This is a genomic window from Exiguobacterium sp. EF_C8, assembly GCF_054956715.1.
Window position 1 is genome coordinate 2680495 of sequence record NZ_CM143264.1, and the last position, 13078, is coordinate 2693572.

General features: G+C 48.6%; 13 protein-coding genes and 1 riboswitch. Of the genes, 9 read left to right on the forward strand and 4 right to left on the reverse strand.

From position 1 onward, the window contains the following. Positions 1-32 precede the first annotated feature (32 nt). Genes ACY2IG_RS14180 through ACY2IG_RS14190 form a run of 3 tightly spaced genes read left to right on the forward strand, consistent with a single transcriptional unit; the run spans position 33 to position 2065 of the window. Positions 33-878, forward strand: a complete 846-nt coding sequence (locus ACY2IG_RS14180; protein ID WP_368914521.1) for a DegV family protein — start codon at positions 33-35, stop codon at positions 876-878. Between the two features lie 59 nt (positions 879-937). Beyond that, positions 938-1666, forward strand: a complete 729-nt coding sequence (locus tag ACY2IG_RS14185) for a tryptophan-rich sensory protein (RefSeq protein ID WP_214852355.1) — start codon at positions 938-940, stop codon at positions 1664-1666. Between the two features lie 51 nt (positions 1667-1717). Continuing rightward, positions 1718-2065: an iron-sulfur cluster biosynthesis family protein gene (locus ACY2IG_RS14190; RefSeq protein ID WP_368914520.1), complete on the forward strand. Its 348-nt coding sequence runs from the start codon at positions 1718-1720 to the stop codon at positions 2063-2065. A 233-nt stretch (positions 2066-2298) separates the two neighbouring features. Here the strand turns inward: ACY2IG_RS14190 and ACY2IG_RS14195 are convergent, their stop codons facing one another. The 3 genes from ACY2IG_RS14195 to ACY2IG_RS14205 all read right to left on the reverse strand — a co-directional run bounded on the left by ACY2IG_RS14195 (position 2299) and on the right by ACY2IG_RS14205 (position 5803). Beyond that, positions 2299-4341, reverse strand: a complete 2043-nt coding sequence (locus tag ACY2IG_RS14195; RefSeq protein WP_035410285.1) for a bifunctional diguanylate cyclase/phosphodiesterase — start codon at positions 4339-4341, stop codon at positions 2299-2301. Positions 4342-4521: 180 nt separating this feature from the next. Continuing rightward, on the reverse strand, positions 4522-5259 hold the full coding sequence (locus ACY2IG_RS14200) for an anti-sigma factor (protein WP_035410288.1): 738 nt from the start codon (positions 5257-5259) through the stop codon (positions 4522-4524). Continuing rightward, the gene (locus tag ACY2IG_RS14205) at positions 5240-5803 is read right to left on the reverse strand and encodes an RNA polymerase sigma factor (protein ID WP_029342596.1); all 564 of its coding nucleotides are present in this window, start codon (positions 5801-5803) and stop codon (positions 5240-5242) included. Before ACY2IG_RS14205 ends, ACY2IG_RS14200 begins: the two co-directional genes overlap by 20 nt. 226 nt (positions 5804-6029) lie before the next feature. Between ACY2IG_RS14205 and ACY2IG_RS14210 the strand changes: the two genes are divergently transcribed. The 3 genes from ACY2IG_RS14210 to ACY2IG_RS14220 all read left to right on the forward strand — a co-directional run bounded on the left by ACY2IG_RS14210 (position 6030) and on the right by ACY2IG_RS14220 (position 8133). Beyond that, positions 6030-6293 carry a metal-sensitive transcriptional regulator gene (locus ACY2IG_RS14210; RefSeq protein WP_035410294.1) on the forward strand — a complete coding sequence of 88 codons (264 nt, stop codon included), beginning with the start codon at positions 6030-6032 and terminating at the stop codon, positions 6291-6293. Between the two features lie 178 nt (positions 6294-6471). Continuing rightward, positions 6472-7278 (forward strand): SMP-30/gluconolactonase/LRE family protein, encoded by an 807-nt coding sequence (locus ACY2IG_RS14215; protein ID WP_056063188.1) that lies wholly within the window; start codon positions 6472-6474, stop codon positions 7276-7278. 126 nt (positions 7279-7404) lie between these two features. Then, on the forward strand, positions 7405-8133 hold the full coding sequence (locus ACY2IG_RS14220) for an MBL fold metallo-hydrolase (protein ID WP_035410300.1): 729 nt from the start codon (positions 7405-7407) through the stop codon (positions 8131-8133). Between the two features lie 62 nt (positions 8134-8195). Here the strand turns inward: ACY2IG_RS14220 and ACY2IG_RS14225 are convergent, their stop codons facing one another. After that, positions 8196-9806 carry an alpha-glucosidase gene (locus ACY2IG_RS14225; RefSeq protein ID WP_290752642.1) on the reverse strand — a complete coding sequence of 537 codons (1611 nt, stop codon included), beginning with the start codon at positions 9804-9806 and terminating at the stop codon, positions 8196-8198. A 148-nt stretch (positions 9807-9954) separates the two neighbouring features. Here ACY2IG_RS14225 and ACY2IG_RS14230 point away from each other — a divergent pair, with 148 nt between their 5' ends. The 3 genes from ACY2IG_RS14230 (at position 9955) to ACY2IG_RS14240 (ending at position 13062) form a co-directional block, all read left to right on the forward strand. Next, entirely contained in the window at positions 9955-11142 is a 1188-nt protein-coding gene (locus ACY2IG_RS14230) for an aminotransferase class I/II-fold pyridoxal phosphate-dependent enzyme (protein ID WP_462618073.1), read from the forward strand. A 62-nt stretch (positions 11143-11204) separates the two neighbouring features. After that, positions 11205-11309, forward strand: a riboswitch (SAM riboswitch). Positions 11310-11393: 84 nt separating this feature from the next. After that, positions 11394-12407 carry a methionine ABC transporter ATP-binding protein gene (locus tag ACY2IG_RS14235; RefSeq protein WP_035410309.1) on the forward strand — a complete coding sequence of 338 codons (1014 nt, stop codon included), beginning with the start codon at positions 11394-11396 and terminating at the stop codon, positions 12405-12407. Continuing rightward, the gene (locus ACY2IG_RS14240) at positions 12397-13062 is read left to right on the forward strand and encodes a methionine ABC transporter permease (RefSeq protein ID WP_056063199.1); all 666 of its coding nucleotides are present in this window, start codon (positions 12397-12399) and stop codon (positions 13060-13062) included. The genes ACY2IG_RS14235 and ACY2IG_RS14240 overlap by 11 nt, the downstream gene beginning before the upstream one ends. Positions 13063-13078: the final 16 nt, after the last annotated feature.

The following is a 13078-nucleotide window of genomic DNA, read 5'->3' on the forward strand; positions in this document are numbered from 1 at the left end:
TTATCAGGTACTAATTTGAGGAGGAACTTGTAATGCGGATTGCTTGGATCACTGATAGTACGACGATTTTACCGGATACGATCGCAAAGCGCGACGATCTCTCGGTTGTCCCTTTACTCGTCATGAAGGATGGCGAAAGTTTCATCGATGGGGTCGATGTAAATGCGGAAACCGTCTATAGCTGGATTGATGCAAAACATAAAGTGACGACGAGTCAACCTTCCATCGGTAGTTTTACCGAACACTACGAACGACTAAAAGAAGATTACGACATCGGTTTTGCTATCCACCTGTCGAGTGAACTGAGCGGAACGTATAACGCGTCCGTCCAAGGCGCAGAAATTGCCGGCTTCCGCTTGATCGCGATTGATTCTCGTTGTGGGATTTATCCGGCTGGTCAGCTCTTAGCAGAGGCAATCGAGCTCGTCGAAGCGGGACATTCGATTGAATCCGTCGAACAGATCATTCTGGAGCGTCGTTTCGACCACCATATCGAATTCACTGTCGCGAACCTCGATCAATTGCAAGCCGGTGGACGGATCTCCTCGACGAAGGCATTCGTCGGTAACTTGTTGCAACTGCGTCCGTTGTTCCACTTCGAAGAAGGAAAGATCGTTCCATACCAAACCGTTCGGACGTTCAAGAAAGCCCATTCAAAGATTTTTGATCACCTTGTTTTGATTCTCGAGCGCGGTCAAGTGACGGACATCTCGTTGTTCCACGCGACAGCGTATGAACTGGCGCTCGATTGGAAAAATCGACTCGAAGCACAGTTCGACGTCCGGGTCCGAATCGATGATTTAACGCCGGTTCTCGGTTCACATACCGGAAACCCCGCCATCGGCATGTCCTTTTTGAACCCGACGCGTCGACCATGATGACTAATGAAAATGATTTTTGGGTAAACCTTCTTTAGAGAATAAAGGAGGTTTTTTGTTTGAAAAATAAATGGATTTGGCTTAACTGGGTCGGCTTCATCTTTACGATTGCTGTGAACGCCCTCGATGGTGGAAAGACAGGACGGATTTCTGACTCCATCTTTACGTTATTCAAACCGGCTGGTTATGCGTTCTCGATTTGGGGATTGATCTATACGATTTTACTCATTTGGTTGATTCTCCAAACGATCCCAAAATTCAAGGAACATGAACTGGCGAAAAAAATCGGACCATGGTTCCTGATCAGCTGTTTATTCAATGCTGGCTGGATTGTCTCATTCACCTTCGAATTGTTCGTCGTCTCTGTCGTCGTCATCGTTGGTCTCTTGCTGTCATTGATCGTCATCTACTCGAAAATCGACCGCGAGACGAAAGGCTTACGCTTCAAGCTACCTTTCTCGCTTTATCTCGGCTGGGTATCGGTCGCAACGATCGCCGACATCTTCCTAACGATCAACGCAGAGGGCGTGACGTCGTGGCTTGGAATCGGAGATGCCGGTTGGACGATGATTATGCTGGTCGTCGGTGTCATCGTCGCCCTTCTCTTCATGTTCGCAAACCGCGATCCGATTTATCCGCTCGTCTTCGTCTGGGCGTACATCGCAATCAATTTCGAGTCGGATAACGGTCTCGTCGATACGGCGGTTCTCGGTAGCGTCGTCTTATTGTTAGCCGGGTATATCTTCCTTCTTGTACGGATGCGCCGTCGAGTCAGCGTGAGCAAGTGACGTTCCTTTCTCATTCGAACGGCGTATACTAGAGAAAAGGAGTGAATGACCATGAACATCACATTTACATCATCTGCTCAGGAACGAATCAATCAATTACGCGGTGAAGTATCCGGTCAACTACACCTCTACTACGATACAGAAGGTTGCGGTTGCGGAAACTCTGGTATTTTCAGTATTCGTCTCGTCGATGAAGCGACACCGGAAGACATGACGATCGACTCGAATGTCGGACCCGTTCTTGTCAAACGATGGTCGAGTCATTTCCTCGATCAAGACATGACGCTCGATTACAACGCGGAGAAAAAAGCGTTAATCCTTAAAAGCGATGGACAATACTTCAATACGAACGTGCTCGTTACGGATCAAACAGGCTGTGTCCTGACAGTTCGTTCATAAGCACAGACGAAAAAGGCAACTTCCGCGATGGAAGTTGCCTTTGTTTGTGTTCGAACAGACAGGTGCTACGTTAAAAGCTTGGATGGTCTGAGTATGATTGAATGTACTAGATGTCTGTCTGCGTCGTGCACAAGCTGGTGAGAAAATCCAGCGCTTTGCGTCCCCCCAGACGTCGCATGCATCATCCTCGCATGCTTATCTAGTATACGAACGAAAGTCGTGTTTGGATTGCTTTATCCGACATTTAGAACGGTCTCTTCAATCGTCCGCTGATTCAGATCCTTCACATGCATCGGCTTACTGTAATAATAACCTTGTCCATAATCACAACCGAGACGTTTCAGGAAAAGATGCTGTTCGAGTGTCTCGACGCCTTCCGCGACGACTTCGATCCCGAGACTCTTCGCAAGCTGGATGATCATTTCCGTGATTGCCGTTCCGCGTTCGTCATGCGGGACTTCATCGATGAACGATTTATCGATCTTCAGGATATCAATCGGGAGATGCTTCAGGTGTGTCAATGATGATAGACCCGTTCCGAAATCATCAAGTGCAATCGTCAGACTGAGTTGTTTCAGTTCACCGAGCATCATCATTGCCCGGTCGAGGTTCTCCATGACGGATGTTTCCGTGATTTCAAGCTGTAGCTGTAGTTCGCTCCCATTCTTCAATGAATGGTGGACGATTTCCTTAATCATTAAGTTGTGTGACTCGGACCGGAAATGCATCGCCGATAAGTTCACCGAGACTTGGCGAATGAAATAATCTTCCTTCTTCCAAATCTCCATCTGGGCGACGGTCTCTTTGAGTACCCACTCAGTTAAACGGTGAATCAAACTGTATTTTTCTGCAAGCGGGATGAACTCCGCCGGTGAGATGAAACCAAACTTCGGATGATTCCAGCGGATCAAGACTTCCGCTTGATCAACTTTTCCCGTCGCAAGGGCGATCTTCGGTTGATAGACGAGGGCGAACTCCTTGAAATCCGTCATCGCCCGGCGTAAGGATCCGACAATCAATTGCTCTCTACGATCCGAGTGTAGTGAGTCATCATACACGATGAAGCGATCACGTCCCTCATTTTTGCCAGCCCGAAGCGCACTCTCCATCTGACCGATTCGCATCTCAAGTGATTCCTTCGCATTCGGGAGGATGACGCCCATCGTTGCTGTCAAATGAACCGGTTGATCTTCGAGATCAATCGGAAGACGTACATCGTCTAAAATTTGTTCGAAGACATCTGTCATGTCTTCTTGTGAGACACGTTTGATGAGGAAGAACTGCGTCCCGTTATAACGAATACACGCTTCATCTTCCTTCAACGTCTGTAACATCCGTTCTGCGAATTGGCGGATGACCGCATCTCCCTTATCGAATCCGAATGTGTCATTGACCCATTTGTATCCATCAAGATCAAGTAACGCCATCGCCATCTCCTGCTTAGCACGACCATACTGGGCATCGACTTTTGTCATGTGATGATCGAGCCATCGTCGGTTGTGTAATCCCGTCAGATGATCGGTATACGCCATCATCTGCAGTGCACGACGTTCGAGGTGAATGTAGAGACCTGCAATCAACACGAGAATCAAGAAGACCGGTATCGCGACTTCATTCAAGATGTTCGACGTGATTGGAGCATCACCGATAAGTCCGGCATCTGAGGCTGGAATACAGAACGATGTGCCGAGCATTCCGACATAATGCATCGAAGAGATGGCAAACCCCATCACGACTGCGATGGGAATCAAGATCCGTTTCTTAGCGACATGTCTCAAGCGATGAAGCAGTAGCAAGGCGATATAGGCGACAGTGACTGCAATCAGGACGGATAAAAAAAATAAACTCTTCTCATACCGAACGGCTCCACCGAACTCCATCGCCATCATGCCAAGGTAATGCATCGTAGCGATTCCGCTCCCCATCAGGGATCCTGCTAAAATGACCTTCTTTCGCGTAATCGTCGACGAGTACAACAAATGAAAGGCAATGAAAGCAGCCAAAATAGCGGGAATGACGGATAAGAACATTAAAAACCAATCATAGCGAACCGTGACGGACAGAGCGAATGCCCCCATCCCGACGAAATGCATTCCCCAGATCGATAACCCCATCGTCAACGACGAGAGGAACAAGGCACGCTTCTTTAAGGAAGTCGCTTTCGCTAGACGACGATTTAACTCCAGTGAACCATATGAGCCGAGGATGGCAACGAGCACCGATACCACGACTAATGTCACTTCGTAGTGTTTCGTTAAGATGATCCATTCATTCATTGTATGAGGTCTCTCCTTATGAAATGTCATTCTCCTAACTATCGTCTGCTCTGACTCTTTTTTTCAGTGAAATTTAGAAATTCGTTTGATTTCTTATCATTCCATCACTTTTTTACCTAATCCACTCGACATCTTACACAAAAACGGATCCGCTCGAGACGGATCCGTTAAACATCATTTTTAGAGTGCTACCGATGCGACGATTTCACCCGTCGGTTTTTCTAAATCCGGTTCGGGTTCGACCGTGATGGCGACGGCATCAACTTTTCCGTCTCCTTTAAGCGGGAAGACAGCTGCTGCCTCTCCATCTTTTTCGATGACACCGTTCGCAGTAGGTGTCTCTCCTTCGAGCGTCCACAATTGATAGAGCTGACCTTTTTGAAGCGGTGGTAAATCTTTCAGTTGAACGAGCATATACGATTTATCGTTTTGCGTGAAAATCATGCTCGATCCTTTAATGGACTCGGTACTTTCAAAGTTCCCCATCCCTTTGATCTCATCCATGGCTAACGTCTCTGGTGTATCTGTGCTCTCTTCCTGTGACAGGAAGTAGGCATTCGCACCAAGCGAGAGAATCAAGGCAGCGGCGATACTCATCAACCAACCGAGTGGCACACTCTTCTTCTTCGTTTGTTGCTGACGTGCTTGTTTAATGTCTACCGGAGTAGTCATCGGTGCTTCCTTCGGAGACGCTGCCTCTGCTGAACCAAGGACTTCTCCAAGAATTCGTGCTTTCATACCTGCAGGAACGGGTCGCTCCGGAAGCGATTCAGCGATGGGAAGCATGAGTTCTTCCATTTCTAAAAGCGCTTCACGACATTCTTCGCACGTCGCAAGATGCGCTTCGAACGCGTCGCGATCAGCTGCGGATAATGTTCCATTAAAATAATCGATTAAGTCATGACAACGTTCTTCCATCTCGTTCCCTCCCATCCATTCGTTTTCGTAATGCTTGAATCGCGCTCCTGATTCGCGTCTTGACCGTTCCAAGAGGTAAATCGAGCTGCTCTGAAATCTGTTGTTGCGTCATCCCCTGGAAGTAAACGAGTTCGATCAGCTCTTGCTGTTCTGGCTTCAATTCACTGACCGCGCCGCGTACTTCAGCAGCCGTTTCCCGCTGCATGACCGTCCGCTCGACCGGCTCGTCGTATCCACCATCCCGCTCTTCGACTTCGATCGTCGGTTGTCGTTTTTCACGACGGAGACAATCGAGTGCCGCGTTACGTGTAATCGTTAAAATCCACGATGAAAACTTTCCTTTTTGTGTATCAAAATCAACACGACCATTCCAAATCTTCATCCATACTTCCTGTATGACTTCTTCGGACAACCGGTCATTATTCGTAAAGCGATGGGCGAATGAAAACAATAACCTCTCGTACTTATCGTATAATGTCTCGAGAGCTTGCTCGTCACCGCTACGCATCAGATGATAAAGCGATTCATCGGATTGAGTGTGCATCCTTCTCCTCCTTCTGACGTCAGCCCTATCATATAGTATACGCAAGCTGACACCAAATCGTTTTCGATTTCATCCATTTTCTAAGTAAAAAACTTCACCACATCCATATTCCCTCATTCTATTAAAAGTATAGCTTAAAATTCTGCTGAATTGACAGCGATACCGTAATGGGCATAGCATAAAGATACTACATGACATCAGGTCAACGGGAATCGGAGGAATAAAGATGGATTATGATCGGAAGATGAAAAACCGTGTTAGTCGGATTGAAGGACAGCTACGAGGTATTTTACGGATGATGGAAGAAGGGCAAGATTGCCGCGATGTCATCACCCAGCTCTCCGCTGCCCGTTCTGCGATTGACCGGACGATCGGCGTCGTCGTTAGCTCGAATTTGATCGAGTGTGTCAAGGAAGCAGAACAAAACGGCGATGGACAAACAGAAGAACTCGTGAAGGAAGCGGTCAACCTACTGGTGAAAAGCCGCTGACGTCACGTTCATACCGATAGTCTGCTTTGGAAGCAGGCTATTTTTTTAACGTTTCTTTTCCCAAAGTCGTTGCGAGTGTACACCTTGACTTAGGTTTGATTGCGTATCAAAACAGGTATACTAAATTGTTATTACTTGGACAGCATGTAGAGCCGTCCGCTTAGGAGGAAGAGTACTCATGACCGTTTCCCTATTCATTGATATCACCTGCAAGACAGGTGAATCCCCTGTTTACGACGCAAAAACAAAACGCTTTTATTTCGTCGATATTCCGAATCAACTGCTCTTTTCATATGATCTTGTTACAGAAGCACTTAAACCATATACGTTGCCAAGCGCTATTACATCGATTGCCTTGACGGACGCTCCGGACTTATTGCGTGTCACATCAGCACATGGCTTTGGCACGTTCGATCTTAAGGAAGGACATCTGTCTCTCGAACATCAATTGTCATTACCGGATTCTGATCGGATGAACGATGGTAAGCTCGATCCGACCGGACAATATGTCGCTGGTAGCATTAATGAAGAAGACGGTAAAACAGCTGGACTGTTCCGTCTGCGTCATGACGGTTCCATCGATGTTTTACACGAAGACTTGACGAACTCCAATGGACTCGTCTGGTCAGAAGATGGCAAGACGCTCTATCATATCGATACACCAACGAAAAAAGTCTATGCCTTCGACTACGCTCCCGATGCCCCACTTTCGAATAAACGCGTCGCCGTTGATCTCGAAGAGGAAGAAGGATTCCCGGATGGTATGACGAAGGATGCTGAAGGTCATGCTTGGATTGCACATTACGCCGGATCATGTATCACACGTTGGAATCTTACGACGGGCGAAAAACTGGATCATGTCGACTTCCCTGTCTCGAATCCGACATGTCCGATTTTTTACGAAGATCGCTTACTCGTTACGACAGCTGCCAACGGAGATGATGCACCACATGCCGGTGCTGTCTTCGCTGTGACATTTGAATAATTAGCAAGGGAGGGATCATCTAGTAATAGATGGTGCCTCTTTTTACACATAATCCGTCTAGACGCCTATTCAAAAACAGACGATACTAAAGAAGAAGTCTATTTACTTTTTGAAGGAGTGAAGCCGATGCGTGTCACGATCATCGAACGTTTACACCAATTGCAGACGACCCCATCCTTTTTCCCGGTCAATTGCTACCTGTTTGAAGAAGCAGACAGTTTGACATTGATTGACGCCGGACTCGGAATCAACGCAAAGGCGCTTTATCACTATATTCGAAAGCAAGAAAAACCGCTCGGCGCAATTATCCTGACACACGCACATGCCGATCATGTCGGCTCGCTCGACTTCCTTGCGAATGCCTTTCCTCTCGCTCAAGTCTGCATCAGTTACCGTGATGCCGCATTGCTCAGTGGGGACGAGACGCTACGCGAAGGCGAAACGACCCCCTTAAAAGGCGGTATTCCGAAAAACATCAAAACACGTCCAGATCGATTGCTCGAAAGTGGTCAACAAGTCGGTAGCCTCAGCGTCATCGCCTCGCCAGGTCATACACCTGGTTCGATTTCTCTTTGGCATGAAGGTAGTCGGATGCTAATCGCCGGAGATGCCTTTCAGACACAAGGGGGACTCGCTGTCTCCGGTGACGTCCGTTGGCAATTTCCGTTCCCAGCACTTGCGACATGGGATCCGGACGTTGCTCTTCGCTCCGCCGATCAATTAACGGAACTGTCTCCGGATATTCTTGCCGTCGGACATGGTCCCCTCATCCTTGGACCAAGTTACGAGATGCGCCAAGCCGTCGATCGATTCACGCAAGTCTTACAGACGAAAAAATCGTCACCTTTCAAATAACACACGAAAAAACATCCGCGACGCGTTCCTGACACGTCGCGGATGTTTTTTCGTCCAGCAATTCAATTCTGTTCTGTAACAGTATATCGATATACACGTGCTTCATAAGGACGTAGTTCATCCGAGATATCTGGATAGTTCGACACAAGCAACTTATCTTGTGATAAAACGAAGGCAGTTTGCATCGGTTCGTCATGCACGTTGAGAACGATCCGCCACACTTCTCCTTCTAGTTCCCGCTCATAGATGTAGAGATACGGATCATGAAGAGCTAAGTCGCGATACGTACCATAGACCATAATTGGATGATCCTTTCGCATCTGAATCAATGCTCGGTAGAAGGCAAGTACGGATGATGGATCGGCTTCTGCTTGTGCGACGTTGATGTCCGTGTAATTCGGATTGACCGCTAACCACGGTTTCCCACTCGTAAAGCCTGCCGCGTGCGTACCGTCCCACTGCATCGGCGTGCGGGAGTTATCGCGTGCGAGTAACTGCATTGACGAGAGTACGACCTCCGGATCCTCGCCGCCAGCGACGCGCTCTTCATATCGATTGCGAAAGGCGACGTCTTGATAGAGCGACGGATCCGAGAAGCGAATCCCCGTCATCCCAATCTCTTCTCCTTGATACACGTATGGAATGCCAGGTAATGTATGCAACATCAAACCGAGTAGTTTCGCACTCTCGACTCGGTATCGTTCACTGCCGAAGCGGGTCACTTGTCGCGTATGATCGTGGTTGTTGAGAAACTGTGAATTGACGCCTAACGGATACAAGACGTCATACCATCGTTTCTGAATTTCCTTGAAACGTAAAAGATCCATCGCCTCCATGTCGTCCGCGATTTCGAAGTGAAACAGCGTTCGAAGTTCTTCACGTTCTTCACTGACATATAACAGACCGTCTTCTGGACCGACGAACGGAATCTCACCGACCGTGAACAAGTCTTTCCCGGCAAGGACGTTCGCATGCATTTCCTGAAGGAAGTCGTGCACACCTGGTTGATTCCCGAGATACGATAGATCAAACGGATTGACGACATCCTCAAGCGAACGTTTTTTGATCAAGTTGATGACGTCCATCCGGAAACCGTCAATCCCTTGAGCGATCCACCAGTTCATCATGTCGTAGATCGCTTGCCGGACAGCCGGTTGTTCCCAGTTTAAGTCCGGTTGCTCTTTCGCAAAGGAATGGAAATAATATTGTTCGCGCTCTTCACTCCACGTCCACGGGCTCGGCGCAAAGTACGACCGCCAATTGTTCGGAGGCGTCTCTTTCGTTCCATCTTTCCAGATGTACCAATCATCCTTGTCGTGGATTCGGTCCCGCGACTGACGGAACCAGTCATGCTGGTCACTCGTATGATTGACGACCAAATCAAGAATTATCTTTAAGCCGCGTGCGTGAGCCGCTGTGATCAACTCTTGTAGATCGCCCATCGTCCCCGCCTTGTCCATGATCGTGTAATAATCGGCAATATCATAGCCATTATCGATGTCTGGAGAACGGTAACATGGATTTAACCAGACGATATCGACACCAAGCGATGCGATGTAATCTAGCTTGTCGATGACACCTCGCAAATCACCGATGCCGTCCCCATTCGAATCCTTAAAACTGCGCCAATAGACTTGATAGACGACTGCTTCTTTCCAGCTAGCTCGCTTCATCTCCTCACTCCTCTCCCTACTCTCTATTCCCGCTCCACATATCTGTACCTGTTTATTGGACGATTTTTTTGAATCTCAAAAAAGTTCTTTTCTTTTGACTGAATATTCGTTATCCTTGACGACAATACTACTAAGGAGGCACACATCCATGAAACATTTCGCTCCATCCATCGCCATCGATCGGCTTCCTGCTCCCGTTTTCGCAGAACTTGCGAACCGAATCGGTGCTGTGAAAGCTGCCGGACATGATGTCATTACCCTTGGTCAAGGAACACCCGATCAAACGACGCCCGTACATATTCTCGACGCCTTGAAACAGGCGATCGATGAGCCAACAAACCTTCAATATCCACCATTTCGTGGACATGATTTTTTAAAGCAAGCCGTCGCGAGCTTTTATGCGAACGAATTCGGCGTCACGATCGATCCGGCAACCGAGGTCGCAATTCTTCTCGGTAGTAAAGCCGGAATCGTCGCCTTACCACAAACGATCGTCAATCCTGGAGAAGGTGTCATCGTCCCGGATCCGGGGTACCCGGATTACCTGTCTGGAGCAGCACTTGCTGGTGCTTACCCGATTACGCTTCCATTGCTTGAGAAAAATAACTTCCTGCCGGATTACGATTTACTTGATACGACAGATGTCGAGCGCGCCCGGATGTTGTTCCTCAATTACCCGAGTAATCCGACAGGTGCGACAGCGACAGCAGAAGCCTTCGAACAGACAGTTGCCTTCGCGGATGCCCATGATATTTGTGTCGTCCATGATTTAGCCTACGGTGGCATCAGCTTTGATGGTCCCACACGAAGCTTCTTGCAGACGGAAGGGGCGAAAGATGTCGGAATCGAGTTGTTCTCACTCTCGAAACGCTTCAACATGTCTGGCTTCCGAATCGCTTTCGCGATCGGAAATCCGTCCGTCATCTCAAGCATCGAGACGTATCAGGAACATCTCTACGTCAGTGCCTTCACACCGATCCAACATGCAGCGACCGTTGCCCTGACGAGTGACCAAACATGTGTCCGTGAGTTAAGTAGCTTATACGAAACACGACGCGATGCATTGTTCGCGAAACTCGATGCAATCGGTTGGAGCGGACCACGACCGGGCGGTTCCTTCTTCGTCTGGCTCCCCGTGCCGGAAGGATACACGTCCCAAAGCTTCACGGATCATCTGCTTGACGAAGCACACGTCGCCGTTACCCCTGGATCATTCTTCGGCGAATACGGCGAAGGCTACGTGCGGATCAGCTTAATTGCTGACGTCGAACGGCTAGAGGAGGCCGTCGACCGAATCGGAACGCTCAACCTGTTCCGGACACCCGTTGCGGAATAATTCTGAAAAAATATTTGACAGATGGGAATCATTTCCGTTAAAGTAAATCCCAACAGCATAACTACTTATCGAGAGCGACCGAGGGATTAGGCCCAACGACGTCCGGCAACCACCTATCAGGAACGGTGCCACATCCTACAGAATGGATTCATTCTGAGAGATAAGTTACGAAATCTTACACTTTCGTCGCTTTTTTCTGGTTGCTCTGCTACTAGGAAAAAGCGACTTTTTTTGTACAAGGAGATGAGCAAATGATTGAATTCAAACAGATTACGAAACGGTTCGTCCGAGACCGGACCCCGATTTTCGCATTACGGGATGTCGATTTGACGATTCAAAAAGGAGAAATCTTTGGGATCATCGGTGAATCCGGTGCCGGTAAGAGTACGTTACTTCGTCTGATCAACGGTCTCGAGCATCCGACACAAGGAACGGTCAAGGTCGACGGTGTCTCGCTCGGTGGGATGTCAAAAGCAGATTTGCGTCAACTTCGTTTGCGGACAGGAATGATCTTTCAGCATTTCCAATTGATCCAGTCGCGTAATGTCGCAGATAACATTGCTTTCGCACTGAAGGCTGCTGGCGTCAAACGAGCAGATTTTCCGGAACGGATCCGTGAACTCGTCTCACTCGTCGGACTCGAAGGATTCGAAACGAACTTCCCGAGTCAGTTGAGCGGCGGACAAAAACAGCGCGTTGGGATTGCCCGGGCACTCGCGAATGATCCAACCGTCTTGTTATGTGACGAAGCGACCTCTGCCCTTGATCCGGTCACGACGCTGCAGATTTTAGATTTGTTGAAAGATTTGAATGAACGACTCGGATTGACGATAGTCCTCATCACGCATGAGATCGATGTCGTCAAACAGATTTGCCATCGTGTCGCGGTCATGTCGCAAGGGGAAGTCGTCGAAGTCGCCTCTACATACGATTTGTTCAGTCAAGCCAAACATCCGGTGACACAACATTACGTCGACACGGCACTCCAGATCGAGCTACCGGAACGCATCTTGCAAGCGACACCGGGAAAGATCATCCGCCTGCAGTTCACGGGCGAGAAGACCGGTGAAAGTACGTTATCGGAAGCCATCCGTCGATACGATATCTCGGTCAGCATCCTGCACGGAAAAGTCGATTACATCCAAGACGTCGCTTTTGGTGTCTTAATCGTCAGCTTGACGGGATCCTCCGATCAAATCGCACCTGCCCTCGACTGGCTTGCGGCGGAACTTCATACACTCGAGGTGATTCAGGATGTGGCTTGATCGTATACAAACGATGTTACCCGAGTTGTTGAAGGCACTTGGTGAGACGGCGTGGATGGTTGGCATTTCGCTTGCCTTCGCATTGGTCGTCGGGATTCCACTCGGGATTCTCCTGTTCGTCACCGACCGCGGTTTATTCTTTCAAAACATTGCCATCCGACGTGTCCTTGACTTCGTCGTCAACATCGTCCGGTCCTTGCCGTTCATCATCTTGCTTGTTGCCCTCATTCCATTAACGAAGTTCTTGCTTGATAATACGATTGGTCCGACGGCAGCGTCCGTCAGCCTTAGTGTCGCAGCGATTCCGTTTCTCGCGCGCCTCGTCGAAACATCACTCCGTGAAATTCCACCTGGTCTGATCGAAGCAGCGGAAGCCTGCGGAGCGAAACCATTACGGATCATCGTCAGTGTCCTCTTACCGGAAGCACTCCCTGGCATCATTCAGGGCATCACATTAACGACGATCAGCTTAATCGGCTTCTCGGCGATGGCTGGTATCGTCGGCGGTGGAGGTGTCGGTGACCTCGCGATCCGTTTCGGTTACTATCGCTACGATAATCTCATCATGATCGTGACGATCGTCGTCCTCATCGTCATCGTCCAGAGCATTCAAGCACTCGGCAATCAACTAGCGCGAAAAACAGACAAGCGCTAATCATACATATAAAGGG